The 23,058-nt window shown below is 62.9% G+C and carries 24 protein-coding genes; 5 read left to right on the plus strand and 19 right to left on the minus strand.

Annotation, left to right across the window (positions count from 1 at the left end; genetic code table 11):
* Nucleotides 1-38: 38 nt before the first annotated feature.
* The 12 genes from lipA to AC1RGE_RS29380 form a co-directional block, all read right to left on the minus strand.
* Complete coding sequence (gene lipA / locus AC1RGE_RS29325; RefSeq protein WP_011063663.1) at nt 39-1,061, minus strand: lipoyl synthase; 1,023 nt, start codon at nt 1,059-1,061, stop codon at nt 39-41.
* A gap of 1 nt (nt 1,062) precedes the next feature.
* Nucleotides 1,063-1,710 carry a lipoyl(octanoyl) transferase LipB gene (lipB, locus tag AC1RGE_RS29330; protein WP_011063664.1) on the minus strand — a complete coding sequence of 216 codons (648 nt, stop codon included), beginning with the start codon at nt 1,708-1,710 and terminating at the stop codon, nt 1,063-1,065.
* Entirely contained in the window at nt 1,710-1,985 is a 276-nt protein-coding gene (locus tag AC1RGE_RS29335) for a DUF493 domain-containing protein (protein ID WP_011063665.1), read from the minus strand. Before AC1RGE_RS29335 ends, lipB begins: the two co-directional genes overlap by 1 nt.
* A gap of 81 nt (nt 1,986-2,066) precedes the next feature.
* Nucleotides 2,067-3,224 carry a D-alanyl-D-alanine carboxypeptidase family protein gene (locus tag AC1RGE_RS29340; protein ID WP_011063666.1) on the minus strand — a complete coding sequence of 386 codons (1,158 nt, stop codon included), beginning with the start codon at nt 3,222-3,224 and terminating at the stop codon, nt 2,067-2,069.
* A 186-nt stretch (nt 3,225-3,410) separates the two neighbouring features.
* Nucleotides 3,411-4,409, minus strand: coding sequence for a septal ring lytic transglycosylase RlpA family protein (locus tag AC1RGE_RS29345; RefSeq protein ID WP_011063667.1), 999 nt, complete (start codon nt 4,407-4,409; stop codon nt 3,411-3,413).
* On the minus strand, nt 4,409-5,419 hold the full coding sequence (gene mltB / locus AC1RGE_RS29350) for a lytic murein transglycosylase B (protein ID WP_011063668.1): 1,011 nt from the start codon (nt 5,417-5,419) through the stop codon (nt 4,409-4,411). Before mltB ends, AC1RGE_RS29345 begins: the two co-directional genes overlap by 1 nt.
* A 17-nt stretch (nt 5,420-5,436) precedes the next feature.
* Nucleotides 5,437-6,540, minus strand: coding sequence for a rod shape-determining protein RodA (gene rodA / locus AC1RGE_RS29355; RefSeq protein ID WP_015637169.1), 1,104 nt, complete (start codon nt 6,538-6,540; stop codon nt 5,437-5,439).
* Between the two features lie 31 nt (nt 6,541-6,571).
* A complete protein-coding gene (gene mrdA / locus AC1RGE_RS29360; protein WP_011063670.1) occupies nt 6,572-8,467 on the minus strand; it encodes a penicillin-binding protein 2 in 1,896 nt (631 codons plus the stop codon).
* Nucleotides 8,468-8,479: 12 nt separating this feature from the next.
* Entirely contained in the window at nt 8,480-8,947 is a 468-nt protein-coding gene (rlmH, locus tag AC1RGE_RS29365; protein ID WP_011063671.1) for a 23S rRNA (pseudouridine(1915)-N(3))-methyltransferase RlmH, read from the minus strand.
* Nucleotides 8,948-8,956: 9 nt separating this feature from the next.
* On the minus strand, nt 8,957-9,379 hold the full coding sequence (rsfS, locus tag AC1RGE_RS29370; protein ID WP_015637171.1) for a ribosome silencing factor: 423 nt from the start codon (nt 9,377-9,379) through the stop codon (nt 8,957-8,959).
* 60 nt (nt 9,380-9,439) lie between these two features.
* Nucleotides 9,440-10,084, minus strand: coding sequence for a nicotinate-nucleotide adenylyltransferase (nadD, locus tag AC1RGE_RS29375; protein WP_011063673.1), 645 nt, complete (start codon nt 10,082-10,084; stop codon nt 9,440-9,442).
* Nucleotides 10,084-11,349 carry a glutamate-5-semialdehyde dehydrogenase gene (locus AC1RGE_RS29380; protein ID WP_011063674.1) on the minus strand — a complete coding sequence of 422 codons (1,266 nt, stop codon included), beginning with the start codon at nt 11,347-11,349 and terminating at the stop codon, nt 10,084-10,086. The genes nadD and AC1RGE_RS29380 overlap by 1 nt, the downstream gene beginning before the upstream one ends.
* 176 nt (nt 11,350-11,525) lie before the next feature.
* Here AC1RGE_RS29380 and AC1RGE_RS29385 point away from each other — a divergent pair, with 176 nt between their 5' ends.
* A complete protein-coding gene (locus AC1RGE_RS29385) occupies nt 11,526-12,212 on the plus strand; it encodes a DNA-3-methyladenine glycosylase (protein WP_011063675.1) in 687 nt (228 codons plus the stop codon).
* Nucleotides 12,213-12,257: 45 nt separating this feature from the next.
* A complete protein-coding gene (locus AC1RGE_RS29390) occupies nt 12,258-13,574 on the plus strand; it encodes a bifunctional DedA family/phosphatase PAP2 family protein (RefSeq protein WP_401262386.1) in 1,317 nt (438 codons plus the stop codon).
* 42 nt (nt 13,575-13,616) lie between these two features.
* Here the strand turns inward: AC1RGE_RS29390 and AC1RGE_RS29395 are convergent, their stop codons facing one another.
* Genes AC1RGE_RS29395 through AC1RGE_RS29405 form a run of 3 tightly spaced genes read right to left on the minus strand, consistent with a single transcriptional unit; the run spans nt 13,617 to nt 15,293 of the window.
* A complete protein-coding gene (locus tag AC1RGE_RS29395; RefSeq protein WP_011063677.1) occupies nt 13,617-14,207 on the minus strand; it encodes an LON peptidase substrate-binding domain-containing protein in 591 nt (196 codons plus the stop codon).
* Nucleotides 14,208-14,217: 10 nt separating this feature from the next.
* Nucleotides 14,218-14,934: an LrgB family protein gene (locus AC1RGE_RS29400; protein WP_011063678.1), complete on the minus strand. Its 717-nt coding sequence runs from the start codon at nt 14,932-14,934 to the stop codon at nt 14,218-14,220.
* A complete protein-coding gene (locus AC1RGE_RS29405) occupies nt 14,931-15,293 on the minus strand; it encodes a CidA/LrgA family protein (RefSeq protein ID WP_011063679.1) in 363 nt (120 codons plus the stop codon). The genes AC1RGE_RS29400 and AC1RGE_RS29405 overlap by 4 nt, the downstream gene beginning before the upstream one ends.
* 178 nt (nt 15,294-15,471) lie before the next feature.
* Between AC1RGE_RS29405 and AC1RGE_RS29410 the strand changes: the two genes are divergently transcribed.
* From AC1RGE_RS29410 to AC1RGE_RS29420, 3 genes are all read left to right on the plus strand, one after another.
* Nucleotides 15,472-15,927: a MaoC family dehydratase gene (locus AC1RGE_RS29410; RefSeq protein WP_015637175.1), complete on the plus strand. Its 456-nt coding sequence runs from the start codon at nt 15,472-15,474 to the stop codon at nt 15,925-15,927.
* A 103-nt stretch (nt 15,928-16,030) separates the two neighbouring features.
* Nucleotides 16,031-17,749: a C13 family peptidase gene (locus AC1RGE_RS29415; RefSeq protein ID WP_011063681.1), complete on the plus strand. Its 1,719-nt coding sequence runs from the start codon at nt 16,031-16,033 to the stop codon at nt 17,747-17,749.
* A 28-nt stretch (nt 17,750-17,777) separates the two neighbouring features.
* Nucleotides 17,778-18,419 (plus strand): oxidoreductase, encoded by a 642-nt coding sequence (locus AC1RGE_RS29420; RefSeq protein ID WP_011063682.1) that lies wholly within the window; start codon nt 17,778-17,780, stop codon nt 18,417-18,419.
* A gap of 60 nt (nt 18,420-18,479) precedes the next feature.
* Here the strand turns inward: AC1RGE_RS29420 and AC1RGE_RS29425 are convergent, their stop codons facing one another.
* The 4 genes from AC1RGE_RS29425 to AC1RGE_RS29440 form a co-directional block, all read right to left on the minus strand.
* Nucleotides 18,480-18,767 carry a YceK/YidQ family lipoprotein gene (locus AC1RGE_RS29425; protein WP_011063683.1) on the minus strand — a complete coding sequence of 96 codons (288 nt, stop codon included), beginning with the start codon at nt 18,765-18,767 and terminating at the stop codon, nt 18,480-18,482.
* The gene (gene ubiX / locus AC1RGE_RS29430; RefSeq protein WP_011063684.1) at nt 18,760-19,392 is read right to left on the minus strand and encodes a flavin prenyltransferase UbiX; all 633 of its coding nucleotides are present in this window, start codon (nt 19,390-19,392) and stop codon (nt 18,760-18,762) included. The genes AC1RGE_RS29425 and ubiX overlap by 8 nt, the downstream gene beginning before the upstream one ends.
* Nucleotides 19,389-20,738: a UDP-N-acetylmuramate:L-alanyl-gamma-D-glutamyl-meso-diaminopimelate ligase gene (gene mpl / locus AC1RGE_RS29435; protein ID WP_492585501.1), complete on the minus strand. Its 1,350-nt coding sequence runs from the start codon at nt 20,736-20,738 to the stop codon at nt 19,389-19,391. The genes ubiX and mpl overlap by 4 nt, the downstream gene beginning before the upstream one ends.
* Nucleotides 20,739-20,869: 131 nt before the next feature.
* On the minus strand, nt 20,870-22,792 hold the full coding sequence (locus tag AC1RGE_RS29440) for a sigma-54-dependent Fis family transcriptional regulator (protein ID WP_011063686.1): 1,923 nt from the start codon (nt 22,790-22,792) through the stop codon (nt 20,870-20,872).
* Nucleotides 22,793-23,058 lie beyond the last annotated feature (266 nt).

The raw sequence follows: 23,058 nt of genomic DNA on the forward strand, positions 1-23,058 counted from the left end.
GAACTGCCCGCAAGACGTGCGCCTTGCGGGCAGGCAGATCAGGAAACCAGGCCTGCCTTGGCCAGTTTCGCTTGTTCGTCGGCATGGTACGAAGAACGTACCAGCGGGCCGGAAGCAACGTTCTTGAACCCCATCCGATAACCTTCCTCGGCGAACCAGGCGAAGGTGTCAGGGTGCACGAAGCGCTGGACCGGCAGGTGGTTGCGCGACGGTTGCAGGTACTGGCCAAGGGTCAGCATGTCGATGTCGTGCTCGCGCATGCGCTTCATGACCTCGATGACTTCGTCATCGGTTTCACCCAGGCCCAGCATCAGCCCGGACTTGGTCGGCACATGCGGCACCAGTTGCTTGAATTTCTGCAGCAGGGTCAGCGACCACTGGTAGTCCGAGCCAGGACGGGCGGCCTTGTACAGGCGCGGCACGGTTTCCAGGTTGTGGTTGAACACGTCCGGCGGCGTGGCGGCGGTGATTTCCAGAGCAACATCCATGCGGCCACGGTAGTCGGGAACCAGGGTTTCCAACTGCACGTTCGGCGACAACTTGCGGATTTCACGGATGCAGTCGGCAAAGTGCTGGGCACCGCCGTCACGCAGGTCATCGCGGTCCACCGAGGTGATCACCACGTATTTCAGGCGCAGATCGGCGATGGCCACCGCCAGGTTCATCGGCTCGTCGACATCCAGAGGCTTCGGACGGCCATGACCAACGTCACAGAAGGGGCAGCGACGGGTGCAGATGTCGCCCATGATCATGAAGGTCGCGGTGCCGCCGGAGAAGCACTCGCCCAGGTTCGGGCAGGACGCCTCTTCGCAGACGCTGTGCAGCTTGTGCTTGCGCAGCAGCTGCTTGATCCGATCGACTTCCGGGGAGACGGGGATGCGTACGCGAATCCAGTCCGGTTTCTTCGGCAGTTCGGTAGTCGGAATGATCTTCACCGGAATGCGCGCGACCTTTTCCGCACCGCGCAATTTGACGCCGGTTTCAACTTTCGGACGGGCCGCTCGCTCGGAGATATCCAGCGTCGGGATCAGGGTTTGAACAGCGTCTTGCGCAGTAGTCATATCAGTCGATTCCGCCCGTTAGGGTCGTCTGCTCAGCATAGTCGAGGTGTTTGACGAGCTGCGCACGCAGCCGGGCACTTACCTCGGCAAATTCAATCGGCCCTGCATGGTCGCTCAGCTGGGTCATCGCCAACCCGGCATAACCACAGGGGTTAATCCGTCGAAACGGCTGCAAATCCATGTCCACGTTCAAGGCCAGACCGTGAAAAGAGCATCCGTGACGGATACGCAGGCCCAGGGAGGCGATTTTCGCCCCATTGACGTAGACGCCCGGTGCATCGGGCTTGGCCGCCGCCGGCACGCCGTAGCTGGCCAGCAGCTCGATCAGGCAGTGCTCCATGCGGTTGACCAGGTCCCGCACACCGAAACCTAATCGGCGCACATCCAGCAGCAGGTAGGCCACCAGCTGGCCAGGGCCGTGATAGGTCACCTGGCCGCCGCGGTCCACCTGCACCACGGGGATATCCCCCGGGAGCAACAGGTGCTCGGCCTTGCCGGCCTGGCCCTGGGTGAATACCGGTGGATGCTGCACCAGCCAGACTTCATCCGGTGCATCGGTACCGCGTTCATTGGTAAAGCGCTGCATCGCTTGCCAGACCGGCTCGTAAGCCATCTGGCCAAGCTCACGAAAGCCCAGCGTCTGTGGCATCACAGCACCATGTGGACGACACCGGTAGCACGCAGGGCACTATTGATATCACGCAATTGGTCTTCACCGGTGGCGGTGATGTGCAGTTGTACGGTGGTGTACTTGCCGTTGCTGCTTTGACGCTCGGCCAGGGACTTGATGTCCAGCTTGGCGTACTTGGCAAGGATCTCGATCACGGTGTCCTTGAAGCCGACAACCGTGTCACCGATCACCTTGATCGGATAGTCATCGACGGGAAACTCAATCTTGTGCGACTTAACGTCAGTGTCTGTCATGGCAGTAACGGCCTCGTATAGCCGGACGACGGACATGGCCCCCGCTCCACTGGGGAACGAGGGCCACGCAGGTCGACAATATCAGTTGAACAAGCCGTAGAAGAATAGACGGATGCTATCCCACATGCGACGGAAGATACCACCTTCGTCGACCGCTTCCAGGGCGATCAGATCAGCGCTGTGCACCACCTTGTCGTCCAGTTTCACTTCGACTTTACCAATCACGTCGCCCTTGGCGATCGGCGCGATCAGTTGCGGGTTCATGGTCATGCTGGCGGCGAGCTTTTTCAACTGGCCTTTAGGCATAGTCATGGTCAGGTCTTCGGCCAGACCGGCTTTGACCTGATGAGTGGTGCCCTTCCAGACCTGGGCCTGGGCCAGCTCGGTGCCCTTCTGGTAGAAGGTCTGGGTTTCGAAGAAACGGAAACCGTAAGTCAGCAGCTTCTGGGTTTCAGCAGCACGAGCCTGTTCGCTGTTGGTACCGAACACCACGGCGATCAGGCGCATGCCATCACGCACCGCCGAGGACACCATGCAGTAGCCGGCTTCGTCGGTATGGCCGGTCTTCAGGCCATCAACGGTCTTGTCGCGCCACAGCAGCAGGTTGCGGTTGGGTTGCTTGATGCCGTTCCAGAAGAACTCCTTCTGCGAGTAGATCGCGTAGTGCGCAGGGTCTTCATGGATGATCGCGCGAGCCAGCACCGCCATGTCATGGGCCGACGAGTAATGCTCTGGGTTCGGCAGGCCGGTAGGGTTCATGAAGTGGCTGTTGCTCATGCCCAGGTCGGTTGCCGTCTTGTTCATCATGTCGGCGAACGCGTCTTCGCTACCGGCGATATGCTCGGAAACCGCGACGCTGGCGTCGTTGCCCGACTGGATGATGATGCCGTGCAGCAGGTCGCTGACGGTGACTTGCGAACCCACCTTGATGAACATCCGCGAGCCGCCGGTACGCCAGGCGTTCTCGCTGACGGTCACCGGATCGTTCTCGCCGATCTGGCCGCGACGGATTTCCAGGGTCGCGATGTAGGCGGTCATCAGCTTGGTCAGACTGGCCGGCGGCAGGCGCTGGTCACCATTGTTCTCCACCAGCACGTTACCGCTGCTGGCGTCCATGAGCACATAGGATTTGGCGGCCAGTTGCGGTGGCGACGGCATCGCTTCGACCGCCCAGGCGGCGGGCGTGATGATCAGCGGGACAAGCAGGCACAGGCGTTTGGCAAAGGTGGTGATGTTCATCCGTCTCTCGAAGTTGCTAATGGAAACTTGCCCTTGCGGGCAAAACTATTTCAGACAGCCTTCTAAAGGGCTGTCGCGTGTGCAGTTGTTCACTCACTGACCCTTGCCGGGCTTTTGTTGTTCGACGAGCCAACAACCAGGACCCACCCCCCAATACCGCAAGCGGATCTTCAATCTTCAGTATTCTTACTCGGCAGAGACCACGCTGGCCTGCCCAAGGTTCGCCAGGCGTACGCTGTTCTGCGCTTGCTGGGCCTCACCCGGCGTGCCGAATGGCCCCAGGCGGACCCGATGCAGCGTCTGTTGATTGCGGACGATCGAGCTGATGAACACCGGGGCGCTCACCATGCCACTCAATTTCGACCTCAACAGCTCGGCAGCGTCAGGGTTGGCGAAGGCGCCCACCTGCAGATACTGGCCAGAAGCTGCTGCCGTGTTTTTCACTTGTACGGGAACCACAGCCGCCGCGTGCTGCTGGGGCGGCGGGGTCCATTGTTCGACAGTGCCGGCCGAGGCCGTAACCACCGGCGCGCTATTCTGCGCCACTTGCGGCTCGTTGAGCATCAGCGGCGCCGGACGGCCACGCTGAGCCCACCATTGCTGCGGATCGATGCCCTCGACCTTGACCCGGGCGGTGCCGGTCTCGGCATAGCCGAGCTTCTTGGCCGCGGCGTAGGAAAGGTCGATGATCCGGTCGGAATAGAACGGCCCACGGTCGTTGACCCGCAGGATCACGCTGCGATTGTTGTCCAGGTTGGTGACCTTCACGTAACTGGGCAACGGCAGGGTCTTGTGCGCGGCACTCATGCCGTACAGGTCATAGACCTCGCCATTGGCGGTGTTCTGGCCGTGGAACTTGGTGCCATACCAGGACGCCGTGCCGGAGGCCACGTAGTTCTTCGATTCCTGGATGGGGAAATAGGTCTTGCCCAGTACCGTGTAGGGGTTGGCCTTGTAGGGGCCGGTATGCAGGGTCGGGGTCGCATCGGGGATGCGCGAAACGTCGACATCCCACCACGGCGCGCCATCCTTGTGGGCGCGGTTGACGTCCAGGCCCGGCATGGAACGCACAGCGGTGGAAGATTTCTGCTGCGGCGAGCGACTCGTCGAGCAACTGACCACCAGCAAGGACAACGCGGCAAAAGCCACCAGCTTCAGGGGTTTGCGAATTGGCATTGCCAGCATTACTTGACGCCCCGTGCTTGGACCAGCTGTTCAGACAACTGATGTACGGCCATGGCGTACATCACGCTGCGGTTATAGCGAGTGATCGCGTAAAAATTCTTCAGGCCCATCCAGTATTCCGGGCCATTGTCACCTTCCAGACGGAAAGCGGTGACCGGCATATCATCGCGCAGCGCATCATGACTCGACCAGCCCAGGGCCCGCAACTCCCCGACGGTTTTCGTCGGTTCGATCCCGGTGGTCAAGCCTTCATCTACCCGATCGCCACGCACATCGGCGCGACTGACCACCGGTTCGCCGGCCACCCAGCCGTGGCGTTTGAAATAGCTGGCCACACTGCCGATGGCATCATCGGGGTTGGTCCAGATATTGATGTGGCCGTCACCGTCGAAGTCCACCGCATAAGCCCGAAAGCTGCTGGGCATGAACTGTGGTAGGCCCATGGCTCCGGCGTAGGAACCCTTGAGGCTCAATGGATCGACCTGCTCCTCACGCGCCAGCAACAGGAACTCGCGCAGTTCCTTGCGGAAGAACTCGGCACGGGGCGGATAATCGAACCCCAGGGTGGACAATGCGTCGATCACCCGGTAATTCCCGGTATTTCGACCGAAAAAGGTTTCAACGCCGATGATCGAGACAATTACCTGGGCCGGTACGCCATATTCCTGCTCGGCGCGGGCCAGCACCGCTTCATGCTGGCGCCAGAAATCCACACCGCGGGCAATGCGCGCGTCGGTGATGAACATCGGCCGGTATTCCTTCCACTGCTTGACCCGCTCGGCGGGCCGCGAAATGGCGTCAAGAATCGACTGCTTGCGCTCGGCCTCGCGGAACACAGCCATCAGCTGTTCCCCGGCAAAACCATAGTCCCGAGTCATTTCGCCCACGAATTCGGCCACCTGGGGCGAACCTTCGTAATCACCGGCGAACGCGGGCTGCGCTGCACCAAGGATGCTTACCAGACCGACCCACGGCGCCTGCCGAGCGGCCCAGCCACGCATTGCTTGCATTGAATTCTTCACCTTAATCAAACCTGCGCGATCCACTTGCGATGGGTATGGATCGACATCAAAACCCCAAACGCTGACAGTAGCGTCACCAGCGAAGTTCCTCCGTAGCTAATGAACGGCAACGGCACCCCTACGACCGGCAACAAGCCACTGACCATACCGATGTTGACGAAAACGTAAACAAAAAACGTCATGGTCAGGCTGCCCGCGAGCAATTTGCCAAACAGTGTCTGGGCCTGGGCGGTGATCACCAGCCCGCGCCCGATCAGCAGCAGGTAGATCAGCAGCAGCGCACAGATGCCCACCAGGCCGAACTCCTCGCCCATGACAGCGATAATGAAGTCGGTGTGGCTCTCCGGCAAAAAGTCCAGGTGCGACTGGGTGCCCAGCAGCCAGCCCTTGCCGAACACCCCACCGGAGCCGATGGCGGCCTTGGACTGGATGATGTTCCAGCCGGTGCCCAGCGGATCGCTCTCCGGGTCGAGGAAAGTCAGGATCCGCTGCTTCTGGTAGTCGTGCATGATGAAGAACCACATGGCGATGGCCACGGGAACCGCAGCCGCCAGCACGCTGAGGATCCAGCGCCAGCGCAGGCCGCCCATGAACAGCACGAAGGTGCCGCCGGCCAGGATCAGCAAGGCCGTACCCAGGTCAGGCTGGCGCACGATCAGGATGAACGGAATGCCAATCAGCACCAGGCTGATCCCCACATGCTTGAGATGGGGTGGCAGGGTGCGCTTGGACAGGTACCAGGCGATGGTCGCCGGCATGATGATCTTCATGAACTCCGACGGCTGGAAGCGGATCACCCCGGGGATGTTGATCCAGCGGGTCGCTCCCATGGCGTTGTGGCCCATGACATCTACCACCACCAGCAGCACCACGCCGAACACGTAGCCCAGCGGCACCCAGCGGGCCATGAAGCGCGGCTCGAACTGGGCGATGACGATCATCGACACCAGGCCGATACCGAATGAAGTGGCCTGTTTGGCCAGCAGGTCCCAACTCTTGCCGCTGGCGGAATACAGCACGAACAGGCTACCGGCAGCCAGGGTCAGCAGCAGCACCAGCAGCGGGCCATCGATATGCAGGCGCTGCAACAGCGTCGCGCGACGACGCATCACATCCTCACTGGAGAGGATACGGTCAAAATTACTCTTCACGGGCCGTAGCCTCCGCGCTGATAGGGCTGGCGAACTCGGGCTTGAGCTGGCCGTCCTGGCCGAGAAGCCAGGCATCCATCACCTGACGCACTACCGGTGCCGCGACGCCGGAGCCCGACTCACCGTTCTCGACCATGACCGAGACCACGATCTTGGGGTTTTCCGCCGGAGCGAAGCCGACGAACAAGGCGTGGTCACGATGCCGTTCCTGGACCTTGGAGCGGTCGTACTTCTCGCCCTGCTTGATCGCCACCACCTGGGCGGTACCACTCTTGCCGGCAATCCGGTACGGCGAACCGGCCGCAGCCTTGCGCGCGGTGCCCCGGGCACCGTGCATCACCTGCTGCATGCCATGGTTGACCTTCGTCCAGTCCGAGGGGTCACGCAGGACAATGTCCGGCATCGGGTTGTGATCCACCGGCTTCTCGCCCTCGATGCTTTTGGCCAGGTGCGGCCGGTTCCACTTGCCCTTGCTGGCGACCAGGGCGGTGGCCTGGGCCAGTTGCAACGGCGTGGACTGCATATAGCCCTGGCCGATCCCGAGAATCAGGGTCTCCCCCGGGAACCAGGCCTGGCGCCGGGTGGCGCGCTTCCATTCGCGGGTCGGCATCAAGCCCGGCGACTCCTCGAACATGTCCAAAGAGACCTTCTGGCCGATACCGAACTTGCTCATGTAGGCGGACAGCCGGTCGATCCCCAGCTTGTGGGCCAGGTCGTAGAAATAGGTGTCGTTGGACCGCATGATCGCGGTATCCAGGTCGACATAACCGTCACCGGTACGGTTCCAGTTGCGGTACTTGTGGTCGTAGTTGGGCAACTGGTAGTAGCCCGGGTCGTAGACCCGGGTCGAAGCCGTGACCACGCCGGCATCCAGCCCGGCAATGGCCACCGCCGGCTTGATGGTCGAACCCGGCGGATAGAGGCCCCGCAGCACCCGGTTGAACAGCGGCCGGTCGATGGAATCGCGCAGCTCGGCATAGGCCTTGAAGCTGATGCCGGTGACGAACAGGTTGGGGTCGAAGCTCGGCTGGCTGACCATCGCCAGCACTTCACCGGTACTCGGATCCAGGGCTACCACCGCGCCACGGCGCCCGCCCAGGGCCAGTTCCGCGGCTTCCTGCAACTTGATGTCCAGGCTCAGGACAATGTCCTTGCCGGGAATCGGGTCGGTGCGCTTGAGCACCCGCAGCACCCGGCCACGGGCATTGGTCTCGACCTCTTCGTAACCCACCTGGCCGTGCAGCTCAGGCTCGTAGAAGCGCTCGATGCCGGTCTTGCCGATATGGTGGGTGCCGCTGTAGTTCACCGGATCGAGGGACTTGAGCTCTTTCTCGTTGATCCGCCCCATATAGCCCACGGAGTGCGCAAAATGCGCGCCCTGGGGGTAATGCCGGACCAGCTGGGCCACCACTTCCACACCGGGCAGGCGGAACTGGTTCACCGCGATCCGGGCGATCTGCTCTTCCGTCAGCTCGAACAGGATCGGCACCGGCTCGAAAGGCCGACGCCCCTGCTTCATGCGCTTTTCAAACAGCACCCGGTCTTCCGGAGTCAGCTCCAGCACCTCGACGATCACGTCGAGCACCTGCTGCCAGTCGCCGGAACGCTCGCGGGTCATGCTCAGGCTGAAGCTGGGCCGGTTGTCCGCCACCACCACGCCATTGCGGTCGAAAATCAACCCGCGAGTCGGTGGAATCGGCTGCACGTGGACCCGGTTGTTCTCCGAAAGGGTGGAGTGATAGTCGTACTGGATCACCTGCAGGTAATACAGCCGGGCAATCAGCACACCGATCAGGCAAACCACCATGATGGCGCCGAACACGACACGGCCACGCACCAGACGGGCGTCTTTTTCGTGGTCCTTGATGCGGATCGGCTGGGACATGAGGGGCGCGGGCTACTTGTGGTAAGGGTGCCCGGACAGCACGGTCCAGGCGCGATACAGCTGTTCACCGATGAGAATCCGCACCAGCGGGTGCGGCAAGGTCAGCGGCGACAGCGACCAACGCTGATCCGCCCGCGCACAGACCTCCGGCGCCAGCCCTTCCGGGCCGCCGACCATGAAATTCACGGTGCGCGAATCGAGACGCCAGCGATCCAGTTCCACCGCCAGTTGCTCGGTGCTCCAGGGTTTGCCATGCACCTCGAGGGTGACGATGCGCTCGTTATGCCCGACCTTGGCCAGCATGGCCTCGCCCTCCTGACGGATGAAGCGAGCCACGTCGGCGTTCTTGCCCCGGGTATTGAGCGGAATTTCCACCAGTTCCAACGCCAGCTCGGATGGCAGACGCTTGGCATACTCGTGCCAACCCTCTTCCACCCACTTGGGCATGCGTGAACCGACAGCGATCAGACGCAGGCGCACAGCCGTCCCTTATTGCTGGTCTTTGTTGAGCTTGGTGAAGTGCTCGTGGCCATGCTCCGGGCTGTGGTGCTTGCCATCGGCCGCGCGGCTCTGCTCGGCGCCCTGCCACAGACGCTCCAGGTCGTAGAACTGGCGGGCCGAGGCGGTCATCATGTGCACGATCACGTCGTCCAGGTCCAGCAGCACCCAGTCACTGTCGCCCTTGCCTTCTTCACCCAATGGGCGCACGCCCTGGGCCTTGACCATTTCACGGACCTTTTCCAGCATCGCGCCGATCTGGCGGTTGGAGGTACCGGTAGCGATGATCATGTAGTCAGTGATGCTCTGCTTGTCGCGAACATCGATCACCAGGACGTCCTGGGCCTTGACGTCTTCCAGCGCGGCGACAGCCACCTTGACCAGATCTTCGCCTTTCATTACTTGGTTAGTCATATAAAACTCGTTTAGCTCGTATGTTTGGAACGCCGCTCAGCACAGGCCGGCAGCGCTCCTTCAGTTCGGCGCACGGTAAAGCCCGTGTGCATCGATATAGGCCAGGACCGCGTCAGGCACCAGGAAACGTACCGACTTACCGCTGGCCAGCAGTTGACGGATCTGGGTGGCGGACACCGCAAGCGGCGTCTGCCAGACGAATGCAATGTGTCCCCCAGGCCCTTGCAGGGCCAAAGGGTCGCTCACCGAACGCGCTGCCAGCAGGTTGCGCAAGGCATCCGGCGGTTCGCTGTCGGCATCCGGGCGTTGCAGCACCAGGATGTGGCAATGCTGGAGTAACTCTTCCCAACGATGCCAGGTGGGCAGGCCGCAAAACGCGTCCCAGCCCAGTAACAGAAACAACTGGTCATCTGCGGCCAGCTCGGCCCGCATCTGTTCCAGGGTGTCGATGGTGTAGGACGGCTTGTCCCGTTTCAGCTCACGGTCGTCCACCACCAGGGGTGAAACGCCCGCCACCGCACACTCGACCATCGCCAGACGATCGAGAGCCGACACCTGCGGTGTATCCCGATGGGGCGGCCTGGCACTGGGTACCAGGCGCAGCTCATCGAGTTGCATGGATTCCGCCACCTCCAGCGCGCCACGCAAGTGGCCGATATGCACTGGATCGAAGGTGCCGCCCAGCAGACCGATACGTTTGCCCATCAAGTACGCACGTGACCGTCGCCAAAGACTACGTACTTCTCGCTGGTCAGCCCTTCCAGCCCAACCGGGCCACGGGCGTGCAGCTTGTCGGTGGAAATGCCGATCTCCGCGCCCAGGCCGTACTCGAAGCCGTCGGCAAAGCGCGTCGAGGCATTGACCATGACCGAACTGGAATCCACTTCGTTAAGGAAGCGCCGGGCGTCACTGAAGTTTTCGGTGACGATCGAGTCGGTGTGGTGCGAGCCATAGGTATTGATGTGCTCGATGGCCTGCTCCAGGTTGTCCAGCACGCGGATCGAGAGGATCGGCGCGGTGTACTCGGTGCGCCAGTCTTCTTCGGTTGCCTCCAACACACCGGCACCGAGGAGTGCGCGGGTTTGCGCACAACCACGCAGCTCGACGCCCTTGTCGCGGTAGATCGCGGCCAATGGCGGCAATACGCGCTCGGCAATGGCGGAGTGAACCAGCAGGGTTTCCATGGTGTTGCACGGTGCATAGCGCTGGGTCTTGGCGTTGTCGGCAATGCGAATGGCCTTGTCCAGGTCCGCCGCGACATCGATATACACGTGGCAGACGCCGTCCAGGTGCTTGATCACCGGCACCTTGGCGTCACGGCTGACCCGCTCGATCAGGCTCTTGCCGCCACGGGGCACGATCACATCGACGAACTCGGGCATGGTGATCAGCGCTCCAACCGCAGCGCGGTCGGTGGTTTCCACTACCTGCACCACGTGAGGCGGCAGGTCGGCCGCCGCCAGGCCCTGCTGAATGCAGGTGGCGATGGCGCGGTTGGAATGGATCGCCTCGGAACCGCCGCGCAGGATGGTGGCGTTGCCCGACTTCAGGCACAGGCTGGCCGCATCGATGGTCACGTTCGGGCGCGACTCGTAGATGATGCCGATCACCCCCAGTGGCACGCGCATCTTGCCCACCTGGATGCCCGACGGCAGGTAGCGCATGTCGCGGATTTCACCGATGGGGTCAGGCAGCTTGGCCACCTGACGCAGGCCTTCGATCATTTCGTCGATACGCGCCGGGGTCAGCGCCAGGCGATCCAGCAGAGCCGGCTCCAGACCATTGGCCCGGCCGTTGGCCAGGTCCTGCTCGTTGGCCGCAGTCAGTTCCGGTCGTGCCGCGTCCAACGCATCGGCAGCCGCCAGCAGCGCACGATTCTTTTGCGCGGTGGTGGCACGGGCGATCACCCGGGAAGCCTGGCGGGCAGCGCGACCCAGGCGGGTCATGTAGTCAAGAACGGACTCAGTCATGGTCTGGTGTGGTCTTGGCAAAGAGGAAAGCGGCTGATTATAGCTGTCGCGCCGGCCCACGGACAGCGGTCACGGGCGGATGGTCGAAATGGAGTGCAAATACCCGGCGTTCAGCCTGAATTAAGCCTGGAGTTGTTACCATTGCGTCACCTTTTCCGCCATAACCCTTCGCCACCATGTCCATTCTGACCTCTGCAAAACTGCCAAAAGCCCTGCCGGACGGCTTTTTCGACCGTGATGCCGAGCTTTTGGCCCGCGAACTGTTGGGCAAAGTCATCCGCCATAAAGTCGGCGATCTGTGGCTGTCCGCGCGCATTATCGAAACCGAAGCCTATTACTGCGAGGAAAAAGGCAGCCACGCCTCCCTCGGCTACACAGAAAAGCGTAAGGCTTTGTTTCTGGACGGCGGCCACATCTATATGTACTACGCCCGCGGCGGCGACTCCCTGAACTTCAGCGCCCGAGGCCCTGGCAATGCCGTACTGATCAAGTCCGCCTATCCCTGGGTCGATGAAGTCTCCGGCCCTGCCAGCCTGGCGCAGATGCTGCTGAACAATCCGGACGCCAGTGGTCGGCCGCGCCCCGCGCAAAAGCTCTGCGCCGGCCAGACCCTGCTGTGCAAGGCCCTGGGCCTGAAGGTTCCGGTCTGGGATGCGAAACGCTTCGATCACGAGATTCTCTTCGTCGAAGATGTGGGTGCCGCCGTGCCACACATCCTCCAGACCACCCGCCTGGGCATCCCCCATGGGCGTGACGAACACCTGATGTATCGCTTTGTCGATGCCGCCTACGCCCCCTACTGCACGCGCAACCCTATGCGTCGCGGCCAGGTCGAAGGGCGCGACTACCTGGTGCTCGGCTGACGCCACCGTCCCACCTCAGCAAAAAACAACAACGGAGTTGAATTTATGGGCCCATGGCTCGACAGCGTGACCGCCTGGCTAACCAGCAACCCCCAATGGCTGGCAGCCGCAGTGTTCATCGTGGCCTGCATGGAATGCCTGGCAATCGTGGGCCTGATCGTGCCGGGCACGGTCCTGCTGTTCGCGATTGCGGTACTGGCCGGCAATGGCGCCCTGTCACTGGGGGAAACCCTGCTCCTGGGTGCTGCCGGCGGATTGTTGGGGGACGTGATGTCCTATCTGCTGGGACGACATTTCCACCAAGGCATTCGCCGCTTGCCCGGCCTTCGTCATCACCCTGAATGGATCAGCGGTGCGGAAACCTACTTCCAGCGCTATGGCATCGCCAGCCTGCTGGTGGGCCGCTTCATCGGCCCGCTACGACCGATGCTGCCAATGGTGGCCGGAATGTTCGACATGCCGTTCCCACGTTTCCTCGCCGTCAGCCTGCTGGCGGCGGCGGGCTGGTCGCTGGCCTATCTGCTGCCGGGCTGGGCCACGGGCGCGGCGATTCGCCTGCCCCTGCCCGAAGGCTTCTGGCCCCAGGCGGGCATCGTCATTGGCAGCCTGGTGGTGCTTGTCGGCCTGAGCGTCAACAGCAGCCTGCGGCGCCATCGCCGGGCAACCCTGTTGATGTCCGGCCTGAGCCTGCTGATTCTGGCAGGGCTGTTCATCGGCTATCCGTACCTGACGCAGTTCGACCAGGGCCTGATCGCCCTGGTACAGGAGCACCGGGATCCGGCTCTGGACAAGATCATGGTCATGGTCACCCAGATCGGCGAGTTCCGCGCCATGTTCATCCTCAGCGCAGTGCTGACTCTGCTGCTCCTGGCCCTGCGCCAATGGCGCCAGGCCGCGTTCGCCGGAGTGACCCTGCTGTGTACTGCCCTGGCCAACACCGGCAGCAAATGGTTCTTCGCACGGGTACGCCCTGAAGTGCTGAGCGAGCCTCTCACCAGTTTCAGCATGCCCAGCGGTCACTCTTCCGGCTCCTTCGCCCTGTTCTTGACCCTGGCAGTTCTGGCCGGCCGTGGCCAGCCACCCCGCATGCGCCTGACCTGGCTGTTGCTGGGCTGCCTGCCGGCGGCCGCCATTGCCTTGTCGCGGGTCTACCTGGGAGCCCATTGGCCAACCGACATTCTCGCCGGCGCCATGCTCGCGGCCTGTGTCTGCGCCGCCAGCCTGACCCTGAGCCAATGGCAAGGCCCGCTCAAGCCGATGCCGGCCAGGGCCTGGTGGCTGCTACTGCCGGTCATGCTGTTGATGTGCGGATACATGGCGACACGGCACTTGCCTCACGCCCTGCTGCGGTACGCCTATTAAAAGCGCCAGAGGCAAGCTGCGGCCGCCACTACAGGCTGCGGCTCAGGCGAAGAGTTCGCCTTGCAGCTCGTCCAGCAACTGCTGGATGGCATCTAGACGCTGCTGTGGATCATCCAGTTGCAGCAGGTCGATCTTGTCCTGTTCGGAAAAAGGCAGCAGGTAGGCCAACTGATTGGCCAGTGACAGCTGCCCCGTAGCCTCGACCCCCATATCCAGGGCCTCGACCATCGGATGTTCGGCCAAGGCCTTGAGCAGCGCAATCAGGTCCGCATCCTCATCCTGCAACGGCTGTTCGGGGGCCTCTTCCAGCCATTGCACCCGGGCCACCGTCAGTTGGTCTTTCTGCACTTCGCTTTGCAGAATGCGAAAACGCCGACCGCCCTTGACCCTGATTCCCAGCAGCCCGTTGTCCTGCTGGTGGAAGTCGGTGATCAAGGCTTCACAGCCAATTTGCGCATAGCCCTGGGCGGCCGTCCCGACCTCCTCCCCTTCAAGGATGCACACCACCCCAAACCCGCTGCCCTGCTTCATGCAGCGCCCGATCATGTCGAGATAACGCGCCTCGAAAATCTGCAGATCGAGAATGCAATCGGGAAACAGCACGGTATTCAGAGGAAAAAGCGCCAGGTTCATACTTCCTTCCTTAAACCAGCAACGACACCGCCAACGGCAGCAACACTGCCGTGGCCACGCCCATCAGACTCATCGCCAGCGCCGCAAAGGCGCCGCACTCCTCACTTTCCTGCAAGGCCACCGAGGTGCCCACTGCGTGGGCGGTCATGCCCAGGGCCATGCCTCGCGCTTCCGGGCCATGCACCCCCAAACGGTTGAGCAGGCCCGGGCCAAATATCGCTCCGATCACTCCGGTAATCAGCACGAAGACCGCCGCCAACGCCGCCACGCCACCAATCTGCTCGGCCACCAGCATGGCAATGGGCGAGGTCACCGACTTGGGCGCCATGGTCATTAGGATCATGTGCTCGGCACCAAACCACCATCCCAGCAGTACGCCCAGGCTGGTAGCTACGACGCCACCCACCACCAGCGTAGCCAATATCGGCCAGAACAATTGGCGGATCCGTCGCAGGTTGAGGTACAGCGGCACCGCCAGGGCTACCGTCGCCGGGCCCAGCAGAATGCTCAGGATTTCGGTGCTCTTGCGGTACTCGGCATAGCTCAGGCCGCAGCCGAGCAGCACGCCGATCACCAGTAGCATGGACACCAGCACCGGCTGCAAGAACATCCAGCGGGTCTTCTCGAACGCCGCCAGCACCAGTTGATAGGCACCCAGCGTGATGCCGATGCCAAACAGCGGGTGATGGATCACCGCGGCCCAGGCCCCCTGCCAATCGAAGATCATTGACTGTCCTCCTGCCGGCCCTGGCGCTTGACCAGGCGCTGCATCAGCACGCCGACAAAGGCCATCGAGATCACCAGGGACAACACCAGCGCGCCGGTAATGGCCCAGAAGTCCGCGGCGATGTCCCGGGCATAGACCATGACCCCCACCGCAGGCGGCACCAGCAGCAGCGGCAGGTAACGCAGCAGGCTGCCAGCCGCGAGATTCAGCGGCTCGCCCACTTCACCGCGCACCACCAGGAAAACCAGCAGCAGTAACAGGCCGATGATGGGCCCGGGAAGCACGGGCAACAGCAGGTGATTGAGCGCCGTTCCGAGCAATTGGAACAGCACCAGCCATGTCAAACCGCGTAACAACATACCGCCTCTCCAGCCAGATCCCGTCGCGCATTATAAGCACGCAGGTGCTATGAACCGGCATTCGCCAAAAGCATGGATGTTTACCGGGAAGGATCGCCATGATGATCTAAAGTGGAAGTTTCAGAGCGCACCACACAACGTCGAATACTAATAAATCGTTGATCCAAGGAGAGTCTCAATGCCCCATGTTCCTGTTGCAGAGCTCAAAGATTATGTCGGGAAGGAACTCGGACGTTCCCCATGGCTCACCATCGACCAGGAGCGCATCAACCTCTTCGCCGAGGCGACCGGTGACTTCCAGTTCATCCACGTGGATCCGGTCAAGGCCGCACAGACCCCGTTCGGCAGCACCATTGCCCACGGTTTCCTGACCCTGTCGCTGATCCCCAAACTGATGGAAGACATCCTCGTGCTGCCCCAGGGCCTGAAGATGGTGGTCAACTACGGCCTGGACAGCGTGCGTTTCATCCAGCCGGTGCCAGTCAATTCCAAGGTGCGGCTCAAGGTCGACCTGACTGAAGTCACCGAAAAGAAACCCGGTCAGTGGCTGCTCAAGGCGACTGCCACCCTGGAAATCGACGGCCAGGAAAAACCGGCCTATATCGCCGAGCCGCTGTCGCTCTGTTTCGTCTGAAATCCCTCCGATGCGAAACAGCTCACGCTGTTTCGCTCAACCTCTCTATATATAAGACACACCGCTGCGGCATACTCGGTCCCCTAATTATCCGGAACCCGTTATGCGCCCACTTGCACCCCTGGTTTTGACCCTATTGCTCAGTGCCTGTGGCGACGGCGAATCGCTGTTGCCGCCCGATGCCCGCCTGCCGGACGGCGGGCGCTATCGAGGCGACCTGGTCAATGGCCTGCTCCAGGGACAAGGGCGCATCGACTACCCCAACGGCAGTTGGTACGCCGGCCAGTTCGACAAGGGCCAGTGGCATGGCCAGGGGGAATGGCACGGCAGCAACGGCGAGGTCTATCGCGGCCAGTTCCAGCAAGGGCTGTTCCATGGTCAGGGCACCCTGACCACCAAGGACAGCAGTTACAGCGGTGGCTTCAAGCTCGGCCGCCGGGATGGCGAAGGCACCCTCAAAGAAGACGGCATGACCTACCGCGGCGAATTCAAGGCCGACCTGTATTCGGGCCTCGGGCGCCTGGAACTGGACGACGGCAGCCAGTACCAGGGCCAGTTCGCCAAGGGCAAGCCCAATGGCGAAGGCCAGCGCAGCGACGCCAGCGGCAACCAGTTCACCGGCAACTTCGTCAACGGCCAGCTGGAAGGCAACGGCACCTTCAACAGTGCCGAAGGCGACATCTACGTCGGCGGCTTCAAGCACAACCAGCTCAACGGCAAGGGGCGCTACGAAAACTCCGACGGCGACGTCTGGATCGGCCAGTTCAAGGAAGGCGCCCTGAGTGGCAAGGGCGAACTGACCGGCGCCGACGGCAGCCACTATGTCGGCACCTTCAGCGACTGGCGCTTCAGCGGCGAGGGGCGGCTCAACCTCAGCGATGGCAGCTTCTACGTTGGCGGCTTCGACAGTGACAACTACCAAGGCCACGGCGTACTGGTACTGCGCGATGGCAGCGTGCAAAGCGGTGTGTGGAACAACGGCCTGCGGGTTCGCGATGCCGATGGCAAGCTACTGCCAGACCCACTGGAAACTGCGCTGCTGGTCCAGGGCCGCTTGCTCAAGGAAGCCCTCGATACGGTGCCCGCCTCCACCCCGGCCATCGAACTCTACAGCCTGACCCTGGCCGGCGACGGCAAGCAGAGCGTGTTCCTGCGCGAGGCCGACTATGTCAGCAACATGCTCGCCAGTCGCTTCGGCGCCTACGGCCAGATCCGCCTGGTCAATCACCGCGACCACCTGATGAACCGGCCCATGGCCACCCGGGAAAACCTGCGCCGCGCCGCCCAGACCCTGGCCGAACGCAGCGGCCCGGAAGACCTGGTGTTCATCTACCTCACCAGCCACGGCACCAGCGCCCACGAACTGGTGCTGGACCAGCCGCGCCTGGAGCTGGCCGACCTGCCCGCCGATGAACTGGCCACCGCCCTGGCCCCGCTGAAGAACCGCGACAAGATCATCGTCATCTCTTCCTGCTACTCCGGCGGCTTCATCCCGGCCCTCAAGGATGAGCGAACCCTGATCATGACCGCATCCCAGGCAGACCGGGTGTCCTTCGGCTGCTCGGAAGAGGCCGACTTCACCTACTTTGGCGATGCCCTGTTCGCCCAGGCGCTGAACCAGACCGACGACCTGGAGCATGCATTCAAGCTGGCCCGGGGCATCGTTGCCGAGCGTGAGCAGGCAGACGGCTTCGAAGCGTCGGAACCGCAGATCTGGGCGCCCAGAGGCGTCATTGCCCATTGGCAACAATTGCGCAAACAGCAGGCACGAAAGGCCCTGCAGAGTGTCTCTATAAGCAGCAAGGAAGCACAGAGCAACTAAGCTGAAACAGTATCAAGGGGGAATGACCATGTACTTGACGCCTCAGCATATCCTGCTCGCCGGCGCCTCCGGCCTGACCGGGGAGCAACTGCTCGATCGTCTGCTCAACGAGCCCACCATCACCCGCGTCCTCGCGCCCAGCAGACGCCCACTGAGCGAACACCCACGCCTGGAAAACCCGGTCGGCGACCCCGCCGTATTCCTGCCGCAACTCAGCGGCAAAGTGGAAATCGCCTTCTGCTGCCTGGGTACCACCCTCAAGCAGGCCGGTTCCGAAGCCGCTTTTCGCGCGGTGGACCTGGACATGGTGGTGGCCTTCGGCAAACGCGCGCGGGAGCTGGGCGCACGGCACCTGATCGTGATCAGCGCCCTGGGCGCCGACCCCAAGTCGTCGATCTTCTACAACCGGGTCAAAGGTGAAATGGAAGAAGCGCTGAAACTGCAGGGCTGGCCACAACTGACCATCTGCCGGCCATCACTGCTGCTGGGGGATCGCATCGAGCCGCGCCTGGGCGAACAGCTGGCCGGACCACTGTCGCGGCTGATACCGGGCAAGTACCGCGGGATCGAAGCCTGCCAACTGGCCCGGGCCATGTGGCGCCTGGCCCTGGAAGAGCAGACCGGCACGCGGATCGTCGAGTCCGACGAACTACGCAAGCTGGGCAAATGAATCGCTCGCCCGCGAGCCGCTCCTGCACGTACCTGTAGGAGCCGGCTTGCCGGCGAAGCACTACAACCCGCCCGTTGCCTGAAACCCCACCCCCAATACCGTCAGCACCGACAGCGGCAGCAACAGGGTATCGAGCAGGGCACTGGCTGGCAGATCCACGCCAGGATAGCTCGGTGCCTCGGCGCCAAAGCGGTCCATGGCGCAGCACCCACCCTGCATCGCATACAAGTCCAGGCGCGTCCCCGAATACACCACCGGCGCCCCGGGCTGGGCGGCATTCAAGGTCCGGGCCGTGGCACAGCCGCCCAGTTGCAGGGCGGCCAACAGCACCAGCAGGGACTTACTCATCGCTGCTCAGATGATGCTCGCCCCAGCGCGGCAACATGTCCTGCGGGATGTTCAACAGATTGAGAATCCGCGCCACGACAAAATCCACCAGGTCATCGATGGTCTGCGGCTGGTGATAGAAGCCCGGCGAGGCCGGCAGAATGGTCACGCCCATGTTCGACAACTTGAGCATGTGCTCCAGGTGAATGCTGGAGTACGGCGCCTCGCGAGGCACCAGAATCAACTGCCGGCGCTCCTTGAGGGTCACGTCCGCGGCGCGCTCGATCAGGTTGTTGCAGGCACCGGTGGCAATCGCCGACAAGGTGCCGGTGGAGCACGGCACCACTACCATCGCCGCCGGCGAGCCGGAGCCCGAGGCCACCGGCGACATCCAGTCCTCCTTGCCATAAACGCGGATCTGCCCCGCCGACGCACCGGTGTATTCGGTGAGGAAGGCCTGCATGGTCTGCGGCTTGGGCGGCAGGGTCACATCGGTTTCCGTGGCCATGACCAATTGCGCAGCCTTGGAGATCAGAAAATGCACCTCCCGGTCCTCACGCACCAGGCAGTCCAGCAGGCGCAGGCCGTACTGGGCGCCCGAGGCACCGGTCATGGCCAGGGTGATGCGTTCCGGGCCGTTGTTCATCGCAGCGCCTCGGCCAGTTTGCCGTGCAGGCCGCCAAAGCCGCCGTTGCTCATGATCACCACCTGGGTGCCCGGCTTGGCCTGGCTCTTCACCCGCTCGATGATGCCTTCCAGAGAGTCGCTGACAATCGACGGCACCGTGCACAAGGCCGCCGTGGCGGCCAGGTCCCAGCCCAGGTTGGCCGGGGCATACCAGATCACCTGGTCGGCCTGGTTGACGCTTTCCGGCAGGCCATCACGGTGCGCGCCGAGCTTCATGGAGTTGGAGCGCGGCTCGATGATGGCGATCACCGGGGCATCGCCAACCCGCTTGCGCAAGCCATCCAGCGTAGTGGCGATGGCCGTCGGGTGATGGGCGAAATCATCGTAGATGGTCACGCCATGCACTTCGGCGACTTTCTCCATGCGCCGCTTCACGCTCTTGAACGCGCTCAGGCCGGCAATGCCCATCGACGGCACCACGCCCACATGGCGTGCCGCAGCCAGGGTGGCCAGGGCATTGGCAACGTTGTGCTGGCCGGTCAGCTCCCACTCCACCACGCCCTGGCTCACGCCTTCGAACATCACCTCGAAGGCCGAACCGTCGGCGCTCAGCAACTTGACCTGCCACTGGCCACCGGCGCCGGTAGTCTGCACCGGGGTCCAGCAGCCCATCTCGATCACCCGCTGCAAGGCAGGCTCGGTGGTGGGATGGATCACCAGGCCTTCGCTGGGAATGGTCCGCACCAGATGGTGGAACTGCCGCTCGATAGCCGGAAGATCAGGGAAGATGTCCGCATGATCGAATTCCAGGTTATTGAGGATCGCGGTCCGTGGGCGGTAGTGGACGAACTTCGAGCGCTTGTCGAAGAAGGCGCTGTCGTACTCATCAGCCTCGATCACGAAGAACGGCGTACCTCCCAAGCGCGCGGAGACGGCGAAATTCTGTGGCACGCCGCCGATCAGGAAGCCCGGGCTCATGCCCGCATGCTCCAGGACCCAGGCCAGCATGCTGCTGGTGGTGGTCTTGCCGTGGGTCCCGGCCACCGCCAGTACCCAACGCCCCTGCAGCACATGGTCGGCCAGCCATTGCGGGCCGGACACATAGGGCAGGCCCTTGTTCAGCACGTACTCCACCGCCGGGTTGCCGCGGGACATGGCATTGCCGATCACCACCAGGTCCGGCACCGGGTCCAGCTGGGCAGGATCGTAGCCCTGGGTCAGCTCGATGCCCTGGGCCTGCAACTGGGTGCTCATCGGTGGATACACGTTAGCGTCGGAACCGGTGACGTGATGGCCCAGCTCTTTGGCCAGAACCGCCATCGACCCCATGAAAGTGCCGCAGATACCGAGAATATGGATGTGCATAGTCGACCTCGAAAAACATCGGCGCAGGTTAGCGTAGAGGGCTGCAAATCGCACCCATTAGCTGACCGGGAGGTTGCTGCTGGCCTGCGCTGGCGCAAGCCCGACGGGCCAGCAGCGGCCAGCAGCTCGGACTAGCGCGCGATGCCGTGCTTGCGCAGCTTTCTATAGAGGGTGTTGCGGCTCACGCCCAACTGCTCGGCGGTATGGGTCATGTGCCAGCGCTGCTGCTCCAGGGCCGCCAGCAACGCCACCCGCTCGGCATCCTCCAGTGGCCGCTCCGGCACCTCTGCTTCCGCTTCGCCCAGCGGCGCCGGGCGGCTGTGGCGGATCAGCGGCGGCAGATCATCCAGGCCAATGCGGCCGTTTTCACACAAGGCCGCCAGGGTACGCAGCACGTTGCGCAATTGCCGCACGTTACCCGGCCAGGAATAACTCAGCAGGCTCTGGCGCACCGCGTCCTCCAGCATCACCGGCTGGCCGCCCGCCTCTTCGGCCAGGAGGAAATCCAGCAACTGGGATTTGTCGCTGCGATCGCGCAAGGCCGGCAAGGCGATCTCCAGGCCATTGAGCCGGTAATACAGGTCCTCACGGAAGCTACCGTCGCGCACCCGCTCCAGCAGGTCACGGTGGGTCGCGCTGATGATGCGCACGTTGACCGGTTGCGGCTCGCCGCCGATCGGCACCACCAGCCGATCCTCCAGTACCCGCAGCAAACGGGTCTGCAGGGCCAGGGGCATATCGCCGATTTCATCGAGGAACAAGGTACCGCCATCAGCCTGCTGCAACTTGCCGCGCATGCCCTCCTTGCGCGCCCCGGTAAAGCTGCCGCCGCGATAACCGAACAGCTCGCTCTCGATCAGGCTTTCCGGGATAGCCGCGCAGTTGAGCGCGACAAAGGCCTTGCCCGCCCGCGCGCTGCCCTGGTGCACCGCCTTGGCGAAGGCCTCCTTGCCGGAGCCGGTCTCGCCATTGATCAGCAACGGCACATCGCGCTCGAACACTCGCGAGGCGCGGCGAAAATCGTTCTGCAGGCCGTCATCCCCCAGGCAGATCCCCGAGGGCCGCGCCGGCGCAATGGCCTGCGGTGCCCGCAGCACCGCTGGTTGTGCGGCCGGCTGTGGCTGGCCGCGCAACAAGGCGAACAGGCGTCGCCCGTCCCGGGTGCGCAATGGCCAACTGGCGCTGGCATTGATACTGGCGCGGCCGAGCAGTTCATCCAGGGAGCAGTCGAAAAAGCTTTCCACCGGCTTGCCCAGCAACCCGCCGCGAATATGCCCCAGCAGGTTCAGGGCGCTCTGGTTCACCGCACAGATCCGGCCATCGCCATCGAACGCCAGCAGGCCCTCGCTGAACAGCCCCACCGACTCCGCCTGCAGATGAAAGCGCAGCAGCCACTGGTTCTCGAAATAACGCAGGAAATAGCAGCTCTCGATCATCTTCGCCGACAGATTGACCAGGGCCATGGTGTGGAACTGGCTCTGCCGGGACACGTCCTGGCGCGCCGACGACACATCCAGCACCGCCAGCAACTCGCCATGGGGGTCGAACACCGGGCTCGCAGAGCAGGTCAGGCCGGTGTGCCGGCCGCGGAAATGCTCGCCCTGGTGAATGGTCAGCGGCTGGCGCTCCACCAGGCAGGTGCCGATGCCGTTGGTGCCCTCCCGGGCCTCGCTCCAATCGGCGCCCAGCCACAGTCCGGCATGCTCGAAGATCTTGCGTTCGCTGGGGGCGGTAATGCAGTTGAGGATCACGCCCCGGGCATCGGTCAGCAGCACCGCATGCCCGGCGCCGGACAGTTGTTGGTGCAGGTTGGCCATCTCGGTGCCGGCAATCTGCAAGACATCTTGCAGGCGCTCGCGGCTTTCCAACAGGCGGCCATGTTCAAGCACCGTAGGGGCCATGACCTGGGCCGGGTCGAGATGATAGTCCTCAAGGCAGCGCAGCCAGGAGCGGGCAATGGAAGGATCGCTGCCAGGGCCCTGCAAATGAGCCTTGCCCTGGGCCACGGTGAGCACCTGCTGGGCATGCCGGCTCAAGTAATTGCTAGTGTGCATTTCTTATTATTCTCCTGCTGCGCTGTCACGCTCAGACGAAATACTGTCGCCACTGCCGGGCTGCAATCGACTACGAAGGAGGAATGCTCATCAGACTTGTCCGACAAGATTCGACACGCGAACCAGCATCCTCCAGGCGCTGCTGCATTGCAATGCCGGCTTGACTCCCGAGTCACAGGTTGTGCCACTTAGGTTACAAACTGTCACTCAAGCCTGTACCGGATCCGTCACAGCGCCCCGTAGCGGTCCCCTCGAAACATCCGCAA

Source organism: Pseudomonas sp. GW823-FHT02C05 (assembly GCF_058797595.1).